The organism is Nonomuraea sp. NPDC004702, assembly GCF_053601695.1.
Genome location: NZ_JBSGCE010000001.1, coordinates 349,763 through 372,145, shown reverse-complemented (window position 1 = coordinate 372,145; position 22,383 = coordinate 349,763). Strand labels below are relative to the sequence as shown.

The following is a 22,383-nucleotide window of genomic DNA, read 5'->3' as shown; positions in this document are numbered from 1 at the left end:
TATGTCGGAGATTCTCGTTCTCGTGGAGCAGGTCGACGGCGAGGTCAAGAAGGTCACGCTCGAACTGCTGACCCTGGCCCGCTCGCTCGGCACGCCCGCCGCCGTCTGGGCCGGCCCCGGTCTCGGCGACGCCGCCAAGGCCAAGCTGGCCGAGTACGGCGCCGAGACGATCTACAACGCCGGCTCCGCCGACATCGTCGACCACGTGGTGGCGCCCAAGGCCGAGCTGCTGGCCCAGCTCGTCGCCGAGAAGTCGCCCGCCGCGGTGCTCGTGGCCGCCACGGCCGAGGGCAAGGAGGTCGCCGGTCGGCTGGCCGTCAAGACCGACTCCGGCGTCATCACCGACGCCGTGGGCCTGTCCGAGGGCTTCGTGGCCGACCAGTCGATCTTCGGTGGCGGCGTCAACGTGCACTCCAAGGTGCGCAGGGGCACCCCGATCGTCGCCGTACGCCCGAACTCGACGGCCCCGCAGGCCGCCGCGGGCGCCGGCGCCGTCGAGGAGGTGTCGGTCGCGCTGAGCGAGGCGGCCAAGGCCGCCCGCATCGTCGAGCGCGTCAAGCAGGAGAAGGGCGCCAGGCCCGAGCTGACCGAGGCCGCGATCGTGGTCTCCGGCGGCCGGGGCGTGGGCTCCGCCGAGAACTTCTCCGTCATCGAGGGCCTGGCCGACACGCTGGGCGCGGCCGTCGGCGCCTCGCGCGCCGCCACGGACGCCGGCTGGTACCCCCACCAGTTCCAGGTGGGCCAGACGGGCAAGACGGTCTCGCCGCAGCTCTACATCGCGGCCGGGATCTCCGGCGCCATCCAGCACCGGGCCGGCATGCAGACCGCGAAGACCATCGTCGCGATCAACAAGGACCCCGAGGCGCCGATCTTCGAGCTCGCCGACTACGGGGTCGTGGGTGACCTGCACCAGGTCGTCCCGCAGCTCACCGAAGAGATCAGCAAGCGCAAGTAGCGTCAGGGATCATCGGCGCGCACAGCGCCGGTCGGAGGCGGCGCCGCACGACGTGCGGCGCCGCCTCCGCCGTCTCAGGCGGACGCGGCGGGCGCGGTCCGGGCGCCGGCCGCCTTCAGCGCCCATCCGGCCAGGACGCCGGCCAGCAGGGCGAAGCCGTGCAGGTCCAGCAGCGCGCACAGGACGACGGCGGCCGCCGCGGCGACCGCGGGGAACAGCGGCGCGGGGACCCGGTCGCGCTGCGCCACGAGCTGGAAGCCGGCCCCGGCCAGGACGACCATGAGCACCACGCCGACCGTCCCGGACGCCGACAGGGTCCAGGCGCCCGACAGGACCGCGTAGAACGCGCCCAGCGAGCGTTCCAGGGGCCCGGCGGCGGCCACGGCGAGGCCGCCGGCCAGGCCGCAGAGGGCGACCGAGTTGCCGGCGCCGGGGTCGTTCATGAGGTAGCCGGCGGCCTCGCCCGCGACCGCGCCCGCGGCGTACAGCAGGAGCCAGCGCGCGGGGCCGAGCGCGCGCTCGGCGACGTAGCCGAGCACCGCGAGGAACGCCAGGTTGAACAGGGTGCCGAACACGCCGCCGTCCTGGACGACGAGCGCCGTCCCCAGCCGCCACCACTCGCCGCCGGAGATCGCCGCCGGATCGCGCATCCACCCGGCCTCCAGCCCCGGGACGGCGAACTGCAGCAGGCTCGGAACCGCCGTGCCGACGAGGACGACGGCGGTGACATATGGCTTGAACACCGCCTAAGCCTCGCACGCCCTCCATGAATCGGACATGGACGGATGTACGAGGCTTGGCATGACAAATGTCCTACGCGGCGACCTTCACCGGCTCCCGCACCGGAACGGCTGCGAACACCGGCGCCTCCCGCCTGGGCAGGAACCGCGACGCCACGGCGATCAGCACGCCCAGGAGGACCGCGATGCCGAGCGCGCCGCGCAGCGAGGTGGCGTCCGACAGGAAGCCGATCACCACCGGGCCGAGCAGCAGGCCCGCGTAGCCCATGGCGCCCGCCTGGGCGATGGCCGGTCCGGGTGCGTCGGTCGCGGTGCCCGCCAGGGACAGCGTCAGCGGCGCGATCGTCGCCACGCCGAGTCCGACGAAGAACATCGCCAGCACCGCCACCAGCGCCGCCGGAGCCATCAGCACGACCGTGAAGAACCCGGCCGTGGCCACGCCGGACACGCCCAGCATGCCGCGCACCCCGAACCGGGAGCGCAGCCGGTCACCGGTGAGCCTGGCCAGCAGCATGCCGGCCTCGAACACCGGGTAGCCGAGCGCGGCCAGCGCCTCGGGCGCGCCGAGCTCGTTGCGCATGTACAGGCCGTTCCAGTCGGCGACCACGCCCTCGACCATGAAGGCGAAGAACATGATCGCGCCGAGCAGGTAGACGATCGCCGGCATGCGGTGCCGGGCCGTGCGCGCCGCCTCCGTGGCCGGGGCCTCCGGCAGGTACGTACGGCCGATCAGCAGCGCGACCGGCAGCGAGACCAGGGCGACCAGCGCCAGGTTGGCGGTGAACGACAGGCCGGCGGCGATCGACAGGCTGCCCAGCGCGCCCGCCGAGATGGCGCCCACGCACCAGCCGGCGTGCATGCCGTTCATCAGCGGGCGGCCGTACGCCTGCTCGACGGTGGAGCCCTGGGCGTTCATGGCGACGTCCACGGTGCCGAAGGCCATGCCGAAGAACGTGGCGGCCACGATCAGGAGGGGCAGGTTCGGGGCGAAGGCGACGGCCAGCAGGCCGACCGCGGTGAGTGGGGCGCCGATCCGCAGAACCGCCCTGCTGCCCGCGCGGGCCATGATCCGTCGCATGGACTGCATGGTCACGAGGGCCCCGAGGCCCCATGCGAGGAGCACCGCGCCGACCGTGGACTCGGACAGGCCGAGTTTGTCGGTCAGGGCGGGGATGCGCACGGTCATCGTGCCCACCATCAGGCCGCCGAGGACGAAGGTGAGGATCGCCCCGTAGCGGGCCGTCCTCAGGTCGCGGGTCATAAGGCACACCTCTCAGAAACTCGTTATTTCGCCACAAATCAGGCGCTCCCAAGGGGGAGCGCCCAGGAAATCCGGGGGGAGGAACACTCGAAGGGACAGAACCACCAACCGCCACGCGTCCGGCCCGCCGCCGCGGCCCATCCGGCGCGCCTGCCGAGTGCCCGGCTGTGCGGGGGCAGGGCGACTCAAGCTGTTGACGGGCTGCTGGCCGAGGTCGGCCGACCGGGCTCGGCCTTGGGTGGGTTGAGGCGGTCGGGGCCCTTGGACGGGCTGAGGCGCGGTTGAGGGCGCGGGTGGGTGTCGAGCGGTGGTGTCGGTGAGCGTGCGGCCGACCGGAGCCGGTCGGGGTCAGCTCGTGCTGCTCGGTGGGCGACCCGGGCGCTCGATCGTGGCCCGCGTCATGACCGGACGGCCGGCCCTGCCGGGCTGACGGCCAGGCCGGTCGGCTCTCGCCGCTCGGCCGCCGCCCGCGTCCTCCGGCCTACCGTCTGCCTGACGGGGGCCTGCGCGTCCGGCCTGCCCAGCCCGTACGGGCCGGTCTGACGGGGACGGCGGGCGCCGCCGGGGCGCTCGGTCTGGACGGGAAGCGGGCGAAGGCCGCGGGACAGGGGTCGTGGGAGCACGGGATCGTCATCGCGAGACCGCCCTCCCATCCGTTCCGGTCCATCACAGGAAGCCGCGGGGAACCGCGGAAAGCTCCGTGATCGAAGCTCCGACACCTGAACCGCGAGTGACCCCGGCACATTCCCGGGACCACGGTGACTCCCGACACAGCGGAGCCCGACGGTTCAGCCGGGTTTGAGCAGCGCTCTCAGCCGGGCTTCGAGGGCACGCAGGTCCGCCTCCGAGTTGAGCTGCGGGTCATGGCTGGCCACGTCCCACAACCCTTCGCACGCCAGCCGCACGATCTGCGCGGCCAGCGGGTCGGGCTCGTCGCCCAGCCCCTCCCGGTGCCATCGCGACATCGCCTCTCGCAGCGGCGCGAGCAGGAAGAGGTTCCCCGACGCGCCCGTCACGACCGCCCATCGTCGCAGCCGCCCCGAGCGCACGGCGATCAGCGTGGCGCCGAGGTACCGCTCGGTGTACGTGCCGTCCGGCTGCGCGGCCATCAGGTCGTCGAACTCTTCGATCAGCCGTTCGACCATGCCCTTGATCAGGGCCTCTTTGGTGCCGAAGTGGTAAAGAAGACCGCCTTTGCTCACCCCGGCCCGGTCAGCCACGGCGGACAGCGTCAGCGCGGCCGACCCCTGGTCGCACAGGAGGTCTTCCGCCGCGTCCAACAGCTCGTCCCTTCGCATGCCTCAACTGTACCGTCCGGACGGTACAGTGGCAAACGAGATACCCTGATCTGGTGACACGACCGTCGGCCTATCTTGATCATGCGGCGACCACGCCCATGCTGCCCGAAGCGATCGAGGCCATGACGGAGCAACTCAAACGCGTCGGCAACGCCTCGTCGCTGCACGCCGCGGGCCGTCAGGTGCGCAGGGTCGTCGAGGAGTCCCGCGAGAGCATCGCCGACGCCCTGGGGGCCCGGCCGAGCGAGGTCGTGTTCACCTCGGGCGGCACCGAGGCCGACAACCTCGCCATCAAGGGCCTCTACTGGGCGCGCAGGCCCCGGCGCCGCATCCTGCTCAGCTCCGTCGAGCACCACGCCGCGCTCGACCCGGCCGCGTGGCTGGCCGAGAGCCAGGGCGCCGAGGTCGAGCTGCTCGACGTCGACGAACACGGCCGGGTCCATCCCGACACGTTGCGCGCCGCCATCGAGCGCGACCCCGACGACGTCGCCATGATCAGCGTCATGTGGGCCAACAACGAGGTGGGCACGGTGCAGCCGGTCCACGTGCTGGCGGCCGTCGCCCACGACCACGGCGTCCCGTTCCACACCGACGCGGTGCAGGCGATCGGGCAGCTCCCGGTGTCGTTCGCCGACTCCGGCGCCGACGCGCTCACGCTGACCGGCCACAAGGTCGGCGGCCCGATGGGCGTGGGGGCGCTGCTGCTGACCAGGGGGCTGACCCCGGTGTCGGTGCAGCACGGCGGAGGTCAGGAGCGCGACGTGCGCTCCGGCACCCTCGACGCGCCCGCCATCGCGGGCCTGGCCGCCGCCGTGCGGACCGCCGTGAAGGAGCAGGAGGCCCTGGGCCGCCGCCTGACGGCGCTGCGCGACGAGCTCATCCAGCGCGTCCGCCAAGCCGTCCCCGACGTCGTGCTCAACGGCGACCCGACCGGCCGGCTGCCCGGCAACGCCCACTTCTCCTTCCCAGGCTGCGAGGGCGACGCGCTGCTCATGCTGCTCGACGCCAAGGGCGTGGAGTGCTCGACCGGCTCTGCCTGCTCGGCGGGCGTGGCGCAGCCCTCGCACGTGCTGCTCGCGATGGGCGCCGACGCGGCGGCCGCGCGCGGCTCGCTCAGGTTCACCCTGGGCCACACCTCGACCGCCGCCGACGTCGACCGCCTGATCGAGGTGCTGCCCGCGGCCGTCGAGCGGGCCCGCAGGGCCGGGCTCAGCTGAGGAAGGGGGAGACCGCGGCCCAGGCGGGGTCGTGGCCCACGTCGACCCGCGGCTCGCCCTCCTGCCAGCTCGCGATCAGCTCCTTGGCGTGGATCGCCGCGTCGGAGGCCGGGTCGGCGTAGACGTGGACGACCCGATGGCCGGCGGCGCTCAGGTGCGCGGCCAGCAGGGCGTCGTCGCGCAGTTGGAGCAGGCGGGCGGTCAGGCGCTCCTCGAAGTCGCTCAACGCCTTCAGCGAATCGCCGGCGGGCAGGCCGTCGGCGTCGCGGTGGGCGTACGGAAGCGTGATCTCGATGTGCTGGTCGAGCAGCGGGTGGTCGACGGGCCGCAGCGGGAAGCGCGCGGTGGCCACCAGCGGCGCGCCCTCGCCGGTCTGCCCTTCGAGCAGCAGCCACTCCTCGCCCTCATAACCCGAGGCCAGGTCGGCGACCACGGCGGGCAGGTGGACGGCGGCGACCGCGTCGATCGGCTGGAACGTGGCGGGCGTGATCTCGCCCACCCACCTGGCGACGTCGTCCTCGCCCAGCAGCCAGTCGAGGGCGAGCAGCGTCGCCTCCAGGCGGGTCTCCTCGTCGAGCTCGCCGAAGATCGGGTGGTGGGCGGTCACGTCGACGCGCGGCTGGTTGCGCGGCACGCGCAGCCCGAAGACCAGCTTGTCGAGCGCGAACTCGAAGCCGCCCACGTCGAGCGTCAGCTCCAGCGCCTGCGGGTTGGCCTGCCGGGACGGATGGAACTCCCACAGCAGGTCGGCCGGCGGCGCGGCCCTGGCCCAGCGGTGGGCGAGCGAGCGCAGCTCGGCGTCGCCGGCCGCGGTCACCACCAGGGCGTGCGCGGCGTTCCTGCCGGGCGCCACCTCCCAGACCAGGCCGGGGTCGATCGCGGCCACGGCGGGGGCGACCAGCTCCTCGATGCCGTCGGCGGTGCCCGCCGCCACCAGCGGGTCGAGCCGCGGCCTGGCCTCCTGCCACCACGCCCAGAACGCGGCCACGCCGTCGCCGGGCCGGCCGGCCTCTTCGTCTTCGTCCTTGCGCCCGAACAGTCGCATGCGCTGAATCCTCCCAGACGGAGCCGATGGCCGCGCACTCCCCGCCGGACAGTACGCTGGAACGGTCATGGGACTGCGTGTGCTTGCCGCCATGTCGGGCGGCGTCGATTCCGCCGTGGCCGCCGCCCGGATCGCCGAGGCCGGTCACGACGTCACTGGTGTGCATCTGGCCCTGTCGGCCAACCCTCAATCCCACCGCACGGGCGCGCGGGGTTGCTGCACGATCGAGGACTCCCGCGACGCGCGGCGGGCCGCCGACGTGATCGGCATCCCGTTCTACATCTGGGACATGGCCGAGAGGTTCCAGCGCGACGTGGTGGAGGACTTCGTGGCCGAGTACGCCGCGGGCCGCACCCCCAATCCGTGCCTGCGGTGCAACGAGAAGATCAAGTTCGAGGCGGTGCTCGACCGGGCGCTCGCCCTCGGTTTCGACGCCGTCGCCACCGGCCACCACGCCAAGCTGTCCGACGGCGTGCTGTCCAGGAGCGTCGACCAGGGCAAGGACCAGTCGTACGTGCTGGGGGTGCTCACCCGTGAGCAGCTCAGCCACGCGATCTTCCCGCTCGGCGGCTCCACCAAGGCCGAGGTGCGCGAGGAGGCCGCCCGGCGCGGCCTGACCGTCGCCGACAAGCCCGACAGCCACGACATCTGCTTCATCGCCGACGGAGACACCCGCGGTTTCCTGGCCGGCCGGCTCGGCGCCGAGGAAGGCCCGATCGTCGACCAGGAGGGCGCGGTGGTGGGCACCCACCAGGGCGCCCACGGCTTCACGGTGGGCCAGCGCAAGGGCCTGCGCATCGACCGTCCGGCCGCCGACGGCAGGCCGCGCTACGTGTTGTCGATCGAGCCGGTCTCCAACACGGTCACGGTCGGCCCGCGCTCGGCGCTGGAGGTCACCTCGATCTCGTGCGTCCGCCCGGTCTGGAACGGCCCGTCCCGCCTCGACGACCTGACCGTGCAGCTCAGGGCCCACGGCGAGGTCTACGGCTGCCGCTTCGAGGAGGAGGCGGGCGGCGGCCTGCGCATCGACCTCGACCGCCCGGCCACCGGCGTCGCGGCGGGCCAGGCGGCCGTGCTCTACTCCGGCGACACGGTCATCGGCTCGGCCACCATCGTCTCGGCCGCCTAGGGCAGCGTCACCGACTCGCCGACCTTGAGCCGGCGCATGTCGGCGCCCTGCTTGTCCGACTCCAGCTCCAGGTAGGTGTCCACCAGCGACAGGCCGATGTCGTTGAGCAGGCCGTCGTGCGTGGAGAACGCGCGGGCCGGGCGCACCGTGCGCAGGTACTCGACCATCTCGCTGAGCTTCATCCAAGGGGCGTTGGTCGGCGCGAGGAGGGTGGGCACCTCGACGCCGGGCAAGGTGAGCGCGTCGCCGGGGTAGAACACCTCGTCGTCGAGCATGAAACCGACATTCTGCACGACGGGCGCATCAGGGTGGTTCTTGCTGTGCCACTCGCCGAACGCCTTCACCCGGAAACCCGCCGCGTCGAAGGCGTCGCCGTGTCGGACCACCTGGACCTTGACCGGCACGTCGGTCAGCTGGGCCGCGACGCCCTCGCACGTCCAGACCTCGACCCCGGCGGGAGCGGCCTTCAGCTTCTCGATGTCGAAGTGGTCGAAGTGCTGGTGGGTGATCAGGACCGCGTCGACGCCGTCGAGAACCGGCTCCTGCGAGAAGGTGCCCGGATCGATGACCAGGACCTTGCCGTTCTTCTCAAGGCGTACGCAGGCGTGCGTGAGTTTGGTGAGCTCCATTCGGCAGAGCCTACGCTTGTGCCCATGTCTACGTGGGAAGCCACCGGGGTCGGGTCACATCCGGGTGAGGATCATCTTGAGGCGATCCGTGTCGTGTTCGGCGAGTTGCCCGGCCTGCCGTACCTGCCGGAGCTGCCGGCCCGCGGGGTCGGCGCCGACATGGTCGGCAGGACGGCCGGGCTGCTGATCGACCTGCCGGTCGAGGTGCAGCCGTCGGGGTGGCGGCTGGCCGACCGGCCGGGCCGCGACCATCAGCGGGCCGTCGATCACCTGCGCCGCGACCTCGACGGGCTGGAGGAGGTCGCGCACGACTACTCCGGGCCGCTCAAGCTGCAGGTGTGCGGGCCGTGGACGCTGGCCGGGTCCCTTGAGCTGAAGTACGGCGACAAGATGCTCTCCGACGCGGGCGCCGTGCGCGACCTGGTCGCGTCGCTGGCCCAGGGGGTCGCCGACCACTGCGCCGAGGTGCGGCGGCGGCTGCCGGGGGTCACCGAGATCGTGCTGCAGCTCGACGAGCCGGGGCTGCCGGGTGTGCTGGCGGGCACGGTCCCGACCGCGTCCGGGTTCGGGCGGCTGGCGGCGGTCGAGGAGTGGCGGGTGGAGGAGTCGCTGCGGCTGTTCCCCGGCGCGGTGGTCCACTGCTGCGCGCCCGAAGTGCCCTACGCGCTGCTGCGGCGGGCCGGCGTGCGCGCGGTGTCGGTCGACGCGTCCCTGCTGCGCCGCAGGGACGACGACCAGCTCGGCGAGCTCTTCGAGGCCGGGGCCGGCCTGCTGCTCGGCGTCGTGCCGGGCAGGGACGTCGCGCTGCCGGACACCGGGGTGGTCGCCAGGCCCGCGGTGGAGCTGTGGCGGCGGCTCGGGTTCGCCCCCGACGGGCTGGCCGCCAAGGTCACCCTGACGCCCGCCTGCGGCCTGGCCGGAGCCTCGCCCCGCTACGCGCGGGCGGCCCTGGCGGCATGCAGGAAGGCCGCCCAGGTGCTCAAGGACGATCCGGCAAGCGGGATGCAAGGCGGCTGAGTAGCGTCCTTGCCATGATTGCTCGCGCTCTGGCCGTCGGTGCCGCCATGCTGATCGCGTCCGCCTCGATCGCCGTCCCCGCCGGGGCCTCGGCCAACCCGGAGATCTGGAGCTGGGGGCCGATCTACTCCGCCGACCGGGCCGGGAAGGCCAAGGGCAGGGTCCTGCTCGACCGGCCGGGGTTCGTGGTCAGCGGCGGGCTGTACGACTTCCCCGGCCGTACCGGGTGCTCGTGGCTGCAACTGCGCTGGGTCAAGGACGGCGGCGGCGAGGGGCGCAAGACGTACCGCAACTGCTCGGGCACCAAGCCGCTGGAGTTCTCGCTCAAGACCGGCTACATGCTCTCCGTCGAGGGCAGGGTCTGCCGGGGCACGGCAAGGAAGATCACCGGTAACTGCTCGGTCTGGGAAGGCGTCTGGGCCCAGGGCGGATGACCGGCGGAGTCGTTCCTGTCGGGGCCCGGCGGTAGCGTTTCCTCAGCGTGTCCGACGTGGAAGGAGACCCAGCGTGAGCGAGCGTGACACCGAGGTCGGGGGCGTGCCCGTGGCCGCGCTCAAGCGGCATGCGGAGCTGAGCGAGCTGGTCGAGGACGCGCGCTGGCGCTACTACGTGCTCGACCAGCCCACGGCCAGCGACGCGCAGTTCGACGAGTGGTTCCGCGAGCTGCTCACGCTGGAGCAGGCCCATCCCGAGCTGCAGACGCCCGACTCGCCCACCCAGAAGGTGGGCGCGCCGGTCTCGGGCGACTTCGCCAAGGTCAGCCACCTCAACCGCATGGAGAGCCTCGACAACGCCTTCAACCAGGCCGACATGGCCGCGTGGATGGCCCGCGTCGAGCGGCTGGCCGAGCGCGACCCGGGGCCCTACCTGTGCGAGCTGAAGATCGACGGGCTGGCCATCGCGCTCGTCTACCGCGACGGCAAACTGGAGCGCGGCGCGACCCGCGGCGACGGCCGGGTCGGCGACGACGTCACGGCCAACGTGCGCACGATCAAGGGGGTGCCCCACCGGCTCAAGGGCGAGGGCGTCCCGAGCCTGGTCGAGGTGCGCGGCGAGGTCTACATCCCGGTCGAGGGCTTCAAGCAGCTCAACGAGCAGCTCGTGGAGCAGGGCAAGCCGCCGTTCGCCAACCCGCGCAACTCGGCGGCGGGCACGCTGCGGCAGAAGGACGCGCGCGTCACCGCCCAGCGCCCGCTGCGCATGCTCGTCCACGGCATCGGCGTCTGGGAGGGCTCGGCCGTGCCGCGCGCCCAGTCGGAGGTCTACGAGCGGCTGCGGGAGTTCGGGCTGCCGGTCAGCGACCTGTTCCAGGTGGTGCCCGGCCTCACCGAGGTCGACGAGTTCATCGAGCACTACCGGGTGCACCGGCACGATCCGGCGTACGAGATCGACGGGGTCGTGGTCAAGGTCGACGACTTCCGCACGCAGCGGGAGCTCGGGTCCACCTCACGGGCCCCGCGCTGGGCGATCGCCTACAAATACCCGCCGGAGGAGGTCAACACCAAGCTGCTCGACATCCAGGTGGGGGTGGGCCGCACCGGCCGGGTCACGCCGTACGCGGTGATGGAGCCCATCGTGGTCGCGGGCTCGACCGTCGAGCGGGCCACCCTGCACAACGCGGCCACGGTGATCAAGAAGGGCGTGCTGATCGGCGACACCGTGGTGCTGCGCAAGGCGGGCGACGTCATCCCCGAGATCGTCGGGGCGGTCACGGCGTTGCGCGACGGCTCCGAGCGGGAGTTCGTCATGCCGACCCACTGCCCCGAGTGCGGCACCGAGCTGGCCTACGAGAAGGAGGGCGACGCCGACCTGCGCTGCCCCAACGCCCGCAGCTGCCCCGCCCAGATCCGCGAGCGCCTCTACTTCGCGGCCGGCCGGCGCGCGCTCGACATCGACGGGCTGGGTTACGTGGCGGCGACCGCGCTCACCCAGCCGGTGCCGCCGCAGGAGCCCGTCCTGCGCACCGAGGCCGACCTGTTCGACCTGACGATCGAGCAGCTCATGCCCATCCGGTCGGTCGTCCGCGACCAGGACACCGGCCTGCCCAAGCTCGACCCCGAGACCGGCGAGCAGAAGGTCGTCTCCCTGTTCTCCAACCTCGACGGCGGGCCCAGCCAGGCCGCCCGCACACTGGTCGACGAGCTCGCCCGCGCCAAGTCCGCGCCGCTCGCGCAGGTGCTGGTCGCGCTGTCGATCCGGCACGTCGGGCCCCCGACGGCGCGCGACCTCGCCGACTCCATGCGGTCGATCGACGCCATCATGAACGCCTCCGAGGAGGAGCTGGCCTCGGTCAAGGGCATCGGGCCGCGGGTGGCGGCGACGATCCGGGAGTGGTTCGAGGTCGACTGGCACCGGGAGATCGTCGAGCGGTGGCGGCGGGCCGGGGTGCGGATGGACGACGGCCCCGCTCCGGAGAAGACGGAGCCCCAGATCCTGGAGGGGCTGACGTTCGTGGTCACCGGAACGCTGGAGGCGTACACGCGTGACACCGCGTCCGAGGCGCTGACCAGCCGGGGCGGGAAGGTGGCCGGATCGGTGTCGAAGAAGACGTCGTTCCTGGTGGCGGGGGAGAACGCCGGGTCGAAGTATGACAAGGCGGTCAGCCTGAAGGTGCCGATCCTCGACGAGCAGGGGTTCGAGCTGCTGCTGAAGGAGGGCCCGGAGGCCGCGGCGCGCGTGGCGGTCGTCGAGGAGACGTAGCGGGAGCCCGGCTCGCCCTTGCGGCGGGGCTGGTGTTCGGTGGCCCCGTGGATGCGCGCCCGGCGAGCTGGGGATCAGAGTCGTGTACGGATTGTCGATGACCGCGCTACCCATAGTGGTTTTTGGGTATATGTCGGAAAGGAGAAGTGACGGAACGTACGCGCTTGGTTTCGCGAAGTGGGGTGAAGGTCGTACCCTCCCATAGTGACCTAATGGGGGTTCTGTTACCGATGACTGACCCAACCGACACCCGTGACACCGGTCCACGCGTCGGCACGCCGCTCTGGGCGTTCCTCGCGGGCATCACCGTGATCGGCTTCACCGCGCTGGTCGTGGCCATGCTCAGGCTGGATCCGGTCGCGCTGGCGGAGCTCGCCCGTACCCCGCTGTTCTGGATGCTGGCGGTGCTGGTGATGCTGGGCGAGCTGCGGCCCGTCATGGTGTCCTCGGCGACCGCGGTCGGCGGCACGTATCCGTCGACCATGTTCACCTTCGCGGTGCTGCTGCACTTCGGTCTGTCCACCGCCGTGCTCATGCAGGCCGTCGCGATCGCCATGAACGGCGTCGTGACGCGCAAGGCGTGGCACCGGGTCATGTTCAACGTCGCCCAGTCCACCCTCGCGCTCACCGCCGCGGCCGTGGTGCTCGGGCTGTTCGGCGTCGTGCCGGGCCCGGCCGTGCCGTGGACGCCCAGCGGGGCCGACCTGCCGGCGATCGCGCTGGCCGGGGTGGCCTACTTCGCCACCAGGGCCGCGCTCGTGTCCGGGGCGGTCGCCCTGCACGAGCGGCGTTCGATCGTCCGCGTGCTGCGGGTCACCGCCGGGCCGCAGGGGCTGGTCTACACCGCGCTGCTGGGCCTCGCGCCGCTGGTCGTCGTGGTGATGGACCATTCGCCCGGCCTCGTGCCGCTCTTCGTCGCCCCCCTCGCCGCCGTCTACTTCACCGCCACGCTGTCCATGCGCCGCGACCACCAGGCCCTGCACGACGAGCTGACCGGCCTGCCCAACCGCAAGATGCTCATCGTCAGCACGGAGGAGGCGCTGGCCGAGTCCCGCCAGGACGAGCGGGTCGGGCTGTTCCTCCTCGACCTCGACCGGTTCAAGGAGGTCAACGACACGATGGGCCATCCGGTGGGCGACCGCCTGCTGCAGATGGTGGCCCACCGGCTGACCCACTCCGTGCGTCCGGGCGACGTGGTGGCCAGGCTCGGCGGCGACGAGTTCGCCGTCCTGCTGCCCTCGATCCGGGACGCCAACGCCGCCAGGGAGGTGGCCGCCAGGCTGCGGGCCGCCCTGACCGAGCCCGTACGCCTGGAGGGCATGAGCTTCGACCTCGACGGCTCGGTCGGCATCGCGCTCTTCCCCGACCACGCCCCCGACTTCGAGCTGCTGCTGCAACGCGCCGACGTGGCCATGTACCTGGCCAAGGAAGGGCGTACCGGGGTAGAGCTCTACCAGCCCGACAAAGACCGCAACTCGCCTGAACGGCTCAACCTGCTGGGCGATCTGCGCCGCGCCATCGACAACCGCGAGCTGCAGCTGCACTACCAGCCCAAGGTCAGCCTGGCCGGCGGCGCGGTGACCGGGGTGGAGGCCCTGTTGCGCTGGTGCCATCCGGTGCACGGGCCGATCCCGCCGTCCGACTTCGTCCCGCTGGCCGAGCAGACGTACCTGATGCGCCAGCTCACCGAATACGTCATCGAGGCCGCGCTGGAGCAGGCCGCCCGCTGGTGGCACACCGGCCTGCAGGTGCAGATCTCGGTCAACATCTCCGCCCGCGACCTGCTCGACGCGGCGCTGCCCGAGCAGCTGGAGGTCGGCCTGACCCGGTACGGCCTGCCGCCCGCCGCCATCCAGCTGGAGGTCACCGAGCGCATCCTGACCGGCGACCAGGCCTACACCCAGGAGACCATCAAGGCGCTGGCCACGCTCGGCGTCCCGCTGTCCCTCGACGACTTCGGCACCGGCTACTCCTCGCTGATCAGGCTCCAGCGCCTGGCGGTCTCCGAGGTCAAGATCGACGCCTCGTTCGTCCGCCGCATCGCCGAGTCCGATGACGACGACCGCATCGTCCGCTCGATCGTCGACCTGGTGCGCTCGCTCGGCCTGCGCTCGGTCGCCGAGGGCGTGGAGTCCGACGACGTCGCGCTGCGGCTGGCCGAGATGGGCTGCGACCTGGGCCAGGGCTGGCTGTTCTGCCAGCCCATGCCGGCCGCCGAAGCCACCGCCTGGCTCAGGGGCCGCTGCGAGGTGGCGCCGGCCATCGAGTTCGGGTACCAGTCCGAGGTCACCCAGACGGCCTGACCGATTACAGGACTGTACTTCGTCGAAGTACACTTCGTCGAAGTTGACTTCGATGTCCTGGGGGCTCAGTGATCCCGAAGCCGAAGCGGATCTTCGCGCGAGACTTCGAGTGGCAGGCGCTGTCCGATTTCGTCGAGCGTCGCACCTCTCGTCCGCAGCTGGGCGTCGTCAGCGGAAGGCGCCGCCAGGGCAAGACCCTCCTGGTCGCCTCGCTGGCCCGGGAAACGGGCGGATTCTATTTCGGGGCGTCGGAGGCCACGGAGAGGGAGTCGCTGAACCTGTTCGCGGACGCGCTGAGCCGCCACATCGGGGCGCCGCCGATCCACTTCGCGACCTGGGACGATGCGATTCAACACCTCTTCGCCATCAGCGCGGAGCGACGCCAGCTCATGGTGATCGACGAGTTCCCCTACCTCAGCAGGGCATCGCCGGCACTGCCCTCGATCATTCAGCGGGAGATCGATCGCGCCGTCTTCGACGAGCTGCCCGTGTCGCTGCTGTTGTGCGGCTCGGCGATGTCCGTGATGGGCCGGCTCCTGGCGGGCAACGCGCCGTTGAGAGGGCGGGCTTCCATGGAGCTTGTGGTCCGGCCGTTCGACTACCGTCTCGCCGCCCGGTACTGGGAGATCACCGACCCGCGGCTGGCCGTCCAGCTGCATGCGGTGACCGGAGGAACGCCCGCCTACCTGCCCTTGGTCAACAACGACAGGCCGGAAGACCTCGGTGACTTCGACGATTGGGTGCGGCGGACGGTGCTCCGGTCCACGACCCCGCTCTTCAAGGAAGCGCGCTATGTCCTCGAAGAGGAGACGGAGACGCGGGACTCCATGTACAAGTCCGTCCTGGCGGCGGTGGCCACGGGGAACAGCACACGAGGCGGGATCGCGAACTACGTGGGGCGCAAGGCGGCCGATATCGGTCATCACCTCAACGTGCTGGAGGACAGCAGCCTGCTGCGGAGAGAGCCGGACGTCTTCCGTCCCTCGCGATCGGTGTACCGCGTGTGCGAGCCGCTCATCCATTTCTACGAGGTCGTCATGCGGCCGCAGTGGGGCTTGCTGGAGAGCGGCCTGGCCACCAACGCCTGGGAGAACGCCAAGGCGAGTTTCAGCGACCAGGTGCTCGGCCCGCACTTCGAGGAGATGTGCCGTCAGTTCCACCTGCTGGAACTCGAGGTCCTGGGGAAGTCGCCGGGCGAGATCGGGGCCGGGATCGTCGTCGATCCCGTACGACACGAGCAGATCCAGATCGACGTCGCGGTCTTCGCACCCGCGATGCGCGGCGAGCGCAAGCGAGTGTTGTCGCTGGGCGAGGTGAAATGGGGCAAGGTCATGGGGCCCCGGCACGTCGCCCGGCTCAGGAGGGCACGAGACCTGCTCGACGCCAAGGGATTCGACGTGCGGGACGCCAAACTGGTCTGCTACAGCGGAGCGGGATTCGAGGCCGGGGTGGCCCAGGAGAGCGACGTGCTGGCGATCGGCCTGGACCAGCTCTACGGATGAGTGTGTTTCCGCCGGGTTAAGGGTTCGGGCCTGCGGCGTCAAGCCCCCTAGGATGGCAGTGTCCCAAACTCCATCCACGAAACGGGTTCAACGACTCATGTCCGCCATAACCCGCGACGAGGTCGCGCACCTGGCCCGGTTGTCCAGGCTGGCGCTCACCGACGACGAGCTCGACCACTACGCCACCCAGCTCGATGCCATCATCGAGTCGGTCGCGAAGGTGGCCGAGGTCGCCGCCGAGGACGTGCCGCCTTCGTCGCACGCGCTTCCGCTGACCAATGTCTTCCGTGCCGACGAGGTGCGACAGTCCCTGACTCCGGAGCAGGCCCTTTCCGGCGCTCCCGCCGTCGAGGACGACCGCTTCCGTGTGCCGCGCATCCTCGGGGAGGAGGCATGAGTCTGATCCGCAAGACCGCCGCCGAACTGGGCGCGATGATCGCCGCGGGCGAGGTGTCGGCCGCCGAGGTGGCCGAGGCGCACCTCGACCGCATGGCCGAGGTGGAGCCCAAGGTCCAGGCGTTCCTGCACGTCGACCGGGAGACCACCCTTGAGCAGGCGCGGGCGGTCGACGCCCGGCTGCGGGCGGGCGAGAAGCTCGGGCCGCTGGCCGGGGTGCCGGTCGCGCACAAGGACATCTTCGCCACCCGCGACATGCCGACCACGGCCGGGTCCAAGATCCTCGAAGGGTGGCGGCCGCCGTACGACGCGACCGTGACCGCGCGCCTGCGCGAGGCCGGGCTGGTCATCCTCGGCAAGACGAACCTCGACGAGTTCGCCATGGGCTCCTCCACGGAGAACTCCGCCTACCACCCCACCCGCAACCCGTGGGACCTGGACAGGATCCCGGGCGGCTCGTCCGGCGGGTCCAGCGCGGCCGTCGCCGCGTACGAGGCGCCGCTGTCCACGGGCACCGACACCGGCGGCTCGATCCGGCAGCCCGCCGCCGTCACCGGCATCGTGGGCATGAAGCCCACCTATGGCGGTTCGTCCCGGTACGGGCTGATCGCGTTCGCGAGCTCGCTCGACACGCCGGGGCCGTTCGCGCGGAACGTGCTCGACGCGGCGCTGCTGCAGGAGGCGTTCTCCGGGCACGACCCGATGGACTCCACGTCGGTCGACGCGCCGGTCCCGAGCGTCGTCGAGGCGGCCAGGAACCCCGACGTGTCCGGCATGCGCATCGGCGTGGTCAAGGAGTTCGCCGGCGAGGGCTACCAGCCGGGCGTGCTGGCCCGCTACCACGAGGTCGTCAAGCTGCTGGAGTCGCTGGGCGCCACGGTCGTCGAGGTGTCCTGCCCGTCGTTCACGACCGCGCTGCCGGCGTACTACCTGATCGCGCCGTCGGAGTGCTCGTCCAACCTGGCCCGCTTCGACGCCATGCGTTACGGCCTGCGCGTCGGCGATGACGGCACCCGCAGCGCCGAGGAGGTCATGGCGCTGACCAGGGCGGCCGGGTTCGGCCCCGAGGTCAAGCGGCGCATCATGCTGGGCACGTACGCGCTGTCCAGCGGCTACTACGACGCCTACTACGGCCAGGCGCAGAAGGTGCGCACGGTCATCTCGCGCGAGTTCGAGGCGGCCTACGAGCAGGTCGACGTGCTGGTCTCGCCGACCACGCCGACCACGGCGTTCCGGCTGGGCGAGCGCACCGACGACCCGATGGCGATGTACCTCGCCGACCTGTGCACCATCCCGTCCAACCTCGCCGGCAACGCGGCCATCTCGGTGCCGTGCGGTCTGGCCGACGAGGACAACCTGCCGGTCGGCCTGCAGATCATGGCCCCGGTTCTGGCCGACGACCGTTGTTACCGCGTCGGCGCCGCCGTCGAGAAGGCCCTGGAGAGCCGCTGGGGCGGCCCGCTGCTGAAGGAGGCCCCGTCGCTATGACCATGGTCTATGACGAAGCGCTCGACAGGTTCGAGCCGGTGCTCGGGCTGGAGACGCACGTCGAGCTCGGCACCAAGTCGAAGATGTTCTGCGGCTGCAAGACCGCCTTCGGCGCCCCGGCCAACACCCAGGTCTGCCCGACCTGCCTGGCGCTGCCCGGCTCGCTGCCCGTGGCCAACGCCATGGCCATCGAGTCGACGATCCGCATCGGCCTGGCGCTGAACTGCTCGATCGCCGAATGGTGCCGCTTCGCCCGGAAGAACTACTTCTATCCGGACATGCCGAAGAACTACCAGATCTCCCAGTACGACGAGCCGCTCTGCTTCGACGGCTACGTCGACGTCGAGGTCAACGGCGAGACCGTGCGCATCGAGATCGAGCGCGTGCACCTGGAGGAGGACACCGGCAAGTCCACCCACATGGGCGGCGCGACCGGTCGCATCCACGGGGCCGACTACTCGATCGTCGACTACAACCGCGCGGGCATCCCGCTGGTGGAGATCGTCACCAAGCCCATCCCGGGCACCGACCGGCTCGCGCCGGAGGTGGCCAAGGCGTACGTCACCGAGCTGCGCGAGATCATGCGTTCGCTCGGCGTGTCCGACGTGCGCATGGAGGAGGGCTCGCTGCGCTGCGACGTCAACGTCTCGCTCATGCCGCGCGGGTCGTCGGAGTGGGGCACCCGCACCGAGACCAAGAACGTCAACTCGCTGCGCAGCGTCGAGCGGGCGGTGCGCAGCGAGATCGAGCGTCAGGCGGGGGTCCTCGCCGAGGGCGGCAAGATCATCCAGGAGACGCGGCACTTCCACGAGGACACCGGCACCACCACGTCCGGGCGGTCCAAGGAGGAGGCCCAGGACTACCGGTACTTCCCGGAGCCCGACCTGGTGCCGATCGAGCCCGACCCGGCATGGGTGGCCGAGCTGAAGGCGGCGCTGCCCGAGCTGCCGTCGGTCAAGCGCAAGCGGCTGCAGGCCGAGTGGGGTCTGTCCGACCTCGACATGCAGGCCATGCACAACGCCGACGCGATCGACCTGGTCGAGGCCACGGTCGCGGCCGGCGCCCCGGCGGCCGACGCGCGCAAGTGGTGGATGGGCGAGCTGGCGCGGCGCGCCAACGAGAGCGGCGTCGCGCTGGCCGAGCTGCCCATCACGCCGGCCCAGATCGCCAGGGTCACCGAGCTGGTGGCCTCGGGCGCGCTCAACGACAAGCTCGCCCGGGAGGTGCTCGAAGGCGTGCTGGCCGGTGAGGGCACGCCCGACGAGGTGGTCGAGGCGCGCGGCCTGCAGATCGTCAACGACGAGGGCGAGCTGTCGGCGATCATCGACCAGGTGCTGGCCGACAACGCGGACGCGGCCGAGAAGGTGCGGTCCGGGAAGGTCGCCGCCGCCGGTGCGCTGGTGGGCGGCGTGATGAAGGCCAGCCGCGGCAAGGCCGACGCGGCCCGCGCCCGGCAGCTCATCCTGGAGAAGCTGGGCGTCTCGGAGTAGTCCGGCACATCCGCGGGGCCCTCGGTGGCCCCGCGGATCCGTTCACATCCGCGGGGCCCCTGGTGGGCCCGCCGATCCGGACATATCGGCGGGGCCACCGAGGGGTGCGCTCGCGGGCGCCGTGCCTTCCGCGCGTGCAGCCGTCGGAAGGCGGGTCCCAAGAACCACCGGGCGACGTTCCCGGCGGGCGGGCCGGTCAGTCCTCGCGTGACACGGGTGTGACCGCATCGACGCCCCGGCGTGCCATCAGCCGCCGAAACACCGGCGTGAGCAGCGCGAGCAGGGCCAGGACGAGGAGCACGGCCGCGATCGGGCTGCGTACCAGCACGCTGACGTCGCCCGCGCCGATGGCGAGCGCGCGGCGGAGCTGGATCTCGGCCATCGGCCCGAGGATCATGCCGATCACCGCGGGCGCGACGGGCAGGCCGAAGCGGCGCATGGAGAACCCGAGCAGGCCGAGGACGTACAGGACGAACAGGTCCACGACGGTGCCGTTCAGGGCGTAGACGCCGAGCGCGGCGAACAGCACGATCCCGGCGTACAGGTACGGCCGGGGGATGCGCAGGACGCGGGCCCACAGGGGAGCCAGCGGCAGGTTCAGCACCAGCAGCATCGTGTTGCCGACGAACAGCGAGGCGATCATCGCCCACACCAGGGCCGGGTTGTGGTCGAAGAGCTGCGGGCCGGGCTGCAGGCCGTACTGCTGGAAGGCGGCCAGCAGGATGGCGGCCGTGGCCGACGTGGGCAGGCCCAGCGTGAGCAGCGGGACCAGGGTCCCGGCGGCCGAGGCGTTGTTGGCCGCCTCCGGGCCCGCGACGCCCTCGATGGCGCCCTTGCCGTACTCCTCCTTGGCCACGCCCTTGGCCAGGCGCTTCTCGGCCGCGTACGACAGGAACGTGGGGATCTCCGCGCCGCCGCCGGGCAGGGCGCCGAACGGGAACCCGAGCGCGGTCCCGCGCAGCCACGGCAGCCACGAGCGCCGCCAGTCGGCGCGGCCCATCCAGGCCCGGCCCACGGGGACCACCTCGGGCGCGGCGTGCCGCAGCCGGGAGGCCACGTAGAGGGCCTCGCCGACCGCGAACAGGCCGACCGCGACGATCACCACGTCGATGCCGTCGAGCAGCTGCGGGACGCCCAGCGTGAGCCGCGCCTGACCGGTCTGCTGGTCGATGCCGATCAGCCCGATCACCAGCCCCAGCCCCAGGGAGGCCAGCCCGCGCACGACCGAGCGCGACAACACCGACGACACGGCGGTGAAGGCCAGGATCGCCAGCGCGAAGTAGTCCTCGGGGCCGAACGAGATCGCGAAGCTCACCACGGCGGGCGCGGCCACCACCAGCAGCGCGGTGGCGATCGTGCCCGCCACGAACGACCCGACGGCCGCCGTGGCCAGGGCCTGCGCCGCCCGACCGCGCCTGGCCATCTTGTTGCCCTCCAGGGCGGTGATCATGGAGGACGACTCGCCGGGCGTGTTGAGCAGGATGGAGGTGGTCGAGCCGCCGTACATGCCGCCGTAGTAGATGCCGGCGAACATGATGAACGCGCTGGCCGGCGGCACGGTGAAGGTGATCGGCAGCAGCAGCGCCACGGTCATCGCCGGCCCGATGCCGGGCAGCACGCCGACCAGGGTGCCGAGGGTGACGCCGATCAGGGCGTACAGCAGGTTGACGGGGGTGAGGGCGGCGGCGAAGCCGTCCATGAGGAGCTGGAACGAGCCCATCTCAGATCACCCCGCCGAGCGGGCCGGCCGGCAGCGAGACGCCGAGGCCCTTGACGAACAGCAGGTACGTCGTCACGCCGAGCACCACGGCCACCACGGCGGCCCGCACCTTGTGCTCGGCCCCGAGCACGACCGACAGGCCGAAGAACAGCAGGCTCGCGCCGATGACCCAGCCGAGCACGTCGAGGAGCGCGGCGAAGGCCAGGAAGACGCCGCTGACCAGGCCGACGCTGCGCCAGTCGGTGGGCGCGTCCGCGTCCACGTCCTCGCTCTCCTCGGGGTCGCCGGCGCCGCCGCGCAGCACGTCGATCACGTAGAACAGGCCGATCAGCACCATGGCCGCGCCGACCAGCATGGGGAAGAAGCGCGGCCCGAGGCCGAGCTGGGAGGCCGCGGCCGAGACGTCGAGCGTGCCGACCATCACGAGCACGCCCAGCCCGAGCACCACGACCGCCAGCCCGAGTTCGGGCCGCCACCGGCGAGCCATCAGGACACGAGCCCCATTTCGGCGATGATGCCCTTGACCTTGGTCTCCTCGGACTTCAGGTAGTCGGCGAACTGCTGCCCGGTCTGGAAGGAGTCGATCCAGCCGTTCTTGGCGACGGCGTCCTTCCAGGGCTGGGAGTCGTGCATCTTGGTGACCAGGTCGGTGAGGGACTTCTTGGCGGCGTCGTCCAGGCCGCCGGGGGCGACGAAGCCGCGCCAGTTGGCCAGCTCGACGTCCAGGCCGCCCTCCTTCAGCGTCGGCGCGTCGAGGCCGGCGACGCGCGAGCCGCTGCTGACGGCCAGCGCCCGCAGCTTGCCGGACTTCACGTGCTCGGCGAACTCGCCGACGCCCGAGATGCCCGCGCTGACCTTGCTGCCCAGCAGCGCGTTGAGCGCCTCGCCGCCGCCGGAGTGGGCGATGTAGTTGACCTGCTTGGGGTCCACGCCCGCGGCCTTGGCCATCAGCCCGGCCACGATGTGGTCGGTGCCGCCCGCCGAGCCGCCCGCGACGGAGACCTTCGCCGGGTCGGCCTTCCACGCGGCGACCATGTCGGCCAGCGTCTTGAACGGGGAGTCGGCCGGGACCACGACGATCTCGTACTCCTCGGTCAGCTTGGCGATGGGGGTGGTCTCGGCCAGGGTGACCTTCGACTTGTTCTGCTCGATCGCGCCCACCATGACCAGGCCCATGGTCATCAGCAGGTTGCCGTTGCCCTTCTCGCCGGCGAGCTGGGCCAGGCCGATCGTGCCGCCCGCGCCCGGCACGTTGTAGACCTCGACCTTGCGCTTGGGGTCGGCCGTCTTGAGCGCCTGCTCGGCCGTGCGGGCGGTCTGGTCCCAGCCGCCGCCGGCCGCCGCGGGGGCCATGATCCGCAGAGAGCCGTCGCCGCCGGAGGCGCCGGTCTCGCCGCAGCCGGACAGGGCGGCGACGGAGAGTGCCGCCAGGGCGGCGGCGAAAACGCGCAAGCGCATGATCACTCCAAGGGGGATTCGCACAGTCGTTGGCC

General features: G+C 71.7%; 19 protein-coding genes. 11 read left to right on the top strand and 8 right to left on the bottom strand.

All coding sequences use genetic code 11. From position 1 onward, the window contains the following. The first annotated feature begins 1 nt into the window (after position 1). Positions 2-955, top strand: a complete 954-nt coding sequence (locus tag ACWEJ6_RS01805) for an electron transfer flavoprotein subunit alpha/FixB family protein (protein WP_358288707.1) — start codon at positions 2-4, stop codon at positions 953-955. Between the two features lie 74 nt (positions 956-1,029). Here the strand turns inward: ACWEJ6_RS01805 and ACWEJ6_RS01800 are convergent, their stop codons facing one another. The 3 genes from ACWEJ6_RS01800 to ACWEJ6_RS01790 all read right to left on the bottom strand — a co-directional run bounded on the left by ACWEJ6_RS01800 (position 1,030) and on the right by ACWEJ6_RS01790 (position 4,254). Continuing rightward, positions 1,030-1,698, bottom strand: a complete 669-nt coding sequence (locus tag ACWEJ6_RS01800) for a rhomboid family intramembrane serine protease (protein WP_452420571.1) — start codon at positions 1,696-1,698, stop codon at positions 1,030-1,032. Between the two features lie 70 nt (positions 1,699-1,768). After that, entirely contained in the window at positions 1,769-2,956 is a 1,188-nt protein-coding gene (locus tag ACWEJ6_RS01795) for an MFS transporter (RefSeq protein ID WP_387671105.1), read from the bottom strand. A gap of 788 nt (positions 2,957-3,744) precedes the next feature. Further along, on the bottom strand, positions 3,745-4,254 hold the full coding sequence (locus ACWEJ6_RS01790) for a TetR/AcrR family transcriptional regulator (RefSeq protein ID WP_352318933.1): 510 nt from the start codon (positions 4,252-4,254) through the stop codon (positions 3,745-3,747). Between the two features lie 53 nt (positions 4,255-4,307). Between ACWEJ6_RS01790 and ACWEJ6_RS01785 the strand changes: the two genes are divergently transcribed. Then, positions 4,308-5,471: a cysteine desulfurase family protein gene (locus ACWEJ6_RS01785; RefSeq protein ID WP_352352232.1), complete on the top strand. Its 1,164-nt coding sequence runs from the start codon at positions 4,308-4,310 to the stop codon at positions 5,469-5,471. On the opposite strand, the gene ACWEJ6_RS01780 is transcribed toward ACWEJ6_RS01785, so the two are convergent. After that, positions 5,464-6,516, bottom strand: a complete 1,053-nt coding sequence (locus tag ACWEJ6_RS01780) for a DUF695 domain-containing protein (RefSeq protein ID WP_452420568.1) — start codon at positions 6,514-6,516, stop codon at positions 5,464-5,466. The two genes, ACWEJ6_RS01785 and ACWEJ6_RS01780, sit on opposite strands and share 8 nt — an antisense overlap. Before the next feature lie 67 nt (positions 6,517-6,583). Between ACWEJ6_RS01780 and mnmA the strand changes: the two genes are divergently transcribed. Next, complete coding sequence (mnmA, locus tag ACWEJ6_RS01775) at positions 6,584-7,645, top strand: tRNA 2-thiouridine(34) synthase MnmA (RefSeq protein WP_352318938.1); 1,062 nt, start codon at positions 6,584-6,586, stop codon at positions 7,643-7,645. On the opposite strand, the gene ACWEJ6_RS01770 is transcribed toward mnmA, so the two are convergent. After that, complete coding sequence (locus ACWEJ6_RS01770; protein ID WP_364330558.1) at positions 7,642-8,274, bottom strand: MBL fold metallo-hydrolase; 633 nt, start codon at positions 8,272-8,274, stop codon at positions 7,642-7,644. The two genes, mnmA and ACWEJ6_RS01770, sit on opposite strands and share 4 nt — an antisense overlap. A 24-nt stretch (positions 8,275-8,298) precedes the next feature. Between ACWEJ6_RS01770 and ACWEJ6_RS01765 the strand changes: the two genes are divergently transcribed. From ACWEJ6_RS01765 to gatB, 8 genes are all read left to right on the top strand, one after another. Continuing rightward, positions 8,299-9,291 carry a methionine synthase gene (locus tag ACWEJ6_RS01765; protein WP_452420566.1) on the top strand — a complete coding sequence of 331 codons (993 nt, stop codon included), beginning with the start codon at positions 8,299-8,301 and terminating at the stop codon, positions 9,289-9,291. A gap of 14 nt (positions 9,292-9,305) precedes the next feature. Further along, entirely contained in the window at positions 9,306-9,725 is a 420-nt protein-coding gene (locus ACWEJ6_RS01760; RefSeq protein ID WP_452420564.1) for a hypothetical protein, read from the top strand. A 73-nt stretch (positions 9,726-9,798) separates the two neighbouring features. Next, complete coding sequence (gene ligA, locus ACWEJ6_RS01755; protein WP_387671096.1) at positions 9,799-11,991, top strand: NAD-dependent DNA ligase LigA; 2,193 nt, start codon at positions 9,799-9,801, stop codon at positions 11,989-11,991. 230 nt (positions 11,992-12,221) lie between these two features. Continuing rightward, the gene (locus tag ACWEJ6_RS01750) at positions 12,222-14,294 is read left to right on the top strand and encodes a putative bifunctional diguanylate cyclase/phosphodiesterase (protein WP_452420562.1); all 2,073 of its coding nucleotides are present in this window, start codon (positions 12,222-12,224) and stop codon (positions 14,292-14,294) included. Between the two features lie 68 nt (positions 14,295-14,362). After that, positions 14,363-15,796, top strand: coding sequence for an ATP-binding protein (locus ACWEJ6_RS01745; protein WP_452420560.1), 1,434 nt, complete (start codon positions 14,363-14,365; stop codon positions 15,794-15,796). A 97-nt stretch (positions 15,797-15,893) separates the two neighbouring features. Beyond that, positions 15,894-16,193 (top strand): Asp-tRNA(Asn)/Glu-tRNA(Gln) amidotransferase subunit GatC, encoded by a 300-nt coding sequence (gatC, locus tag ACWEJ6_RS01740; protein ID WP_101787882.1) that lies wholly within the window; start codon positions 15,894-15,896, stop codon positions 16,191-16,193. Further along, positions 16,190-17,680 (top strand): Asp-tRNA(Asn)/Glu-tRNA(Gln) amidotransferase subunit GatA, encoded by a 1,491-nt coding sequence (gene gatA, locus ACWEJ6_RS01735; RefSeq protein WP_352318951.1) that lies wholly within the window; start codon positions 16,190-16,192, stop codon positions 17,678-17,680. The genes gatC and gatA overlap by 4 nt, the downstream gene beginning before the upstream one ends. Positions 17,681-17,682: 2 nt before the next feature. Then, positions 17,683-19,170 (top strand): Asp-tRNA(Asn)/Glu-tRNA(Gln) amidotransferase subunit GatB, encoded by a 1,488-nt coding sequence (gatB, locus tag ACWEJ6_RS01730; protein ID WP_387671303.1) that lies wholly within the window; start codon positions 17,683-17,685, stop codon positions 19,168-19,170. A 196-nt stretch (positions 19,171-19,366) separates the two neighbouring features. Here gatB and ACWEJ6_RS01725 read toward each other — a convergent pair whose 3' ends face one another. The 3 genes from ACWEJ6_RS01725 to ACWEJ6_RS01715 are packed head-to-tail and all read right to left on the bottom strand — an operon-like array spanning position 19,367 to position 22,348. After that, complete coding sequence (locus ACWEJ6_RS01725; RefSeq protein WP_452420558.1) at positions 19,367-20,890, bottom strand: tripartite tricarboxylate transporter permease; 1,524 nt, start codon at positions 20,888-20,890, stop codon at positions 19,367-19,369. Between the two features lies 1 nt (position 20,891). Next, the gene (locus tag ACWEJ6_RS01720; RefSeq protein WP_387671089.1) at positions 20,892-21,377 is read right to left on the bottom strand and encodes a tripartite tricarboxylate transporter TctB family protein; all 486 of its coding nucleotides are present in this window, start codon (positions 21,375-21,377) and stop codon (positions 20,892-20,894) included. After that, on the bottom strand, positions 21,377-22,348 hold the full coding sequence (locus tag ACWEJ6_RS01715; protein WP_357973258.1) for a tripartite tricarboxylate transporter substrate binding protein: 972 nt from the start codon (positions 22,346-22,348) through the stop codon (positions 21,377-21,379). Before ACWEJ6_RS01715 ends, ACWEJ6_RS01720 begins: the two co-directional genes overlap by 1 nt. Between the last annotated feature and the right edge of the window lie 35 nt (positions 22,349-22,383).

What these genes read in the sequence shown, in the direction of transcription:
- ACWEJ6_RS01805 (WP_358288707.1), top strand. Translation starts at nt 2, where the DNA reads ATGTCGGAGATTCTCGTTCTCGTGGAGCAGGTCGACGGCGAGGTCAAG.
- ACWEJ6_RS01795 (WP_387671105.1), bottom strand. Translation starts at nt 2,956, where the DNA reads ATGACCCGCGACCTGAGGACGGCCCGCTACGGGGCGATCCTCACCTTC.
- ACWEJ6_RS01790 (WP_352318933.1), bottom strand. Translation starts at nt 4,254, where the DNA reads ATGCGAAGGGACGAGCTGTTGGACGCGGCGGAAGACCTCCTGTGCGAC.
- ACWEJ6_RS01780 (WP_452420568.1), bottom strand. Translation starts at nt 6,516, where the DNA reads ATGCGACTGTTCGGGCGCAAGGACGAAGACGAAGAGGCCGGCCGGCCC.
- mnmA (WP_352318938.1), top strand. Translation starts at nt 6,584, where the DNA reads ATGGGACTGCGTGTGCTTGCCGCCATGTCGGGCGGCGTCGATTCCGCC.
- ACWEJ6_RS01770 (WP_364330558.1), bottom strand. Translation starts at nt 8,274, where the DNA reads ATGGAGCTCACCAAACTCACGCACGCCTGCGTACGCCTTGAGAAGAAC.
- ACWEJ6_RS01765 (WP_452420566.1), top strand. Translation starts at nt 8,299, where the DNA reads ATGTCTACGTGGGAAGCCACCGGGGTCGGGTCACATCCGGGTGAGGAT.
- ACWEJ6_RS01760 (WP_452420564.1), top strand. Translation starts at nt 9,306, where the DNA reads ATGATTGCTCGCGCTCTGGCCGTCGGTGCCGCCATGCTGATCGCGTCC.
- ACWEJ6_RS01750 (WP_452420562.1), top strand. Translation starts at nt 12,222, where the DNA reads ATGACTGACCCAACCGACACCCGTGACACCGGTCCACGCGTCGGCACG.
- gatC (WP_101787882.1), top strand. Translation starts at nt 15,894, where the DNA reads ATGTCCGCCATAACCCGCGACGAGGTCGCGCACCTGGCCCGGTTGTCC.
- gatA (WP_352318951.1), top strand. Translation starts at nt 16,190, where the DNA reads ATGAGTCTGATCCGCAAGACCGCCGCCGAACTGGGCGCGATGATCGCC.
- gatB (WP_387671303.1), top strand. Translation starts at nt 17,683, where the DNA reads ATGGTCTATGACGAAGCGCTCGACAGGTTCGAGCCGGTGCTCGGGCTG.
- ACWEJ6_RS01725 (WP_452420558.1), bottom strand. Translation starts at nt 20,890, where the DNA reads ATGGGCTCGTTCCAGCTCCTCATGGACGGCTTCGCCGCCGCCCTCACC.
- ACWEJ6_RS01720 (WP_387671089.1), bottom strand. Translation starts at nt 21,377, where the DNA reads ATGGCTCGCCGGTGGCGGCCCGAACTCGGGCTGGCGGTCGTGGTGCTC.
- ACWEJ6_RS01715 (WP_357973258.1), bottom strand. Translation starts at nt 22,348, where the DNA reads ATGCGCTTGCGCGTTTTCGCCGCCGCCCTGGCGGCACTCTCCGTCGCC.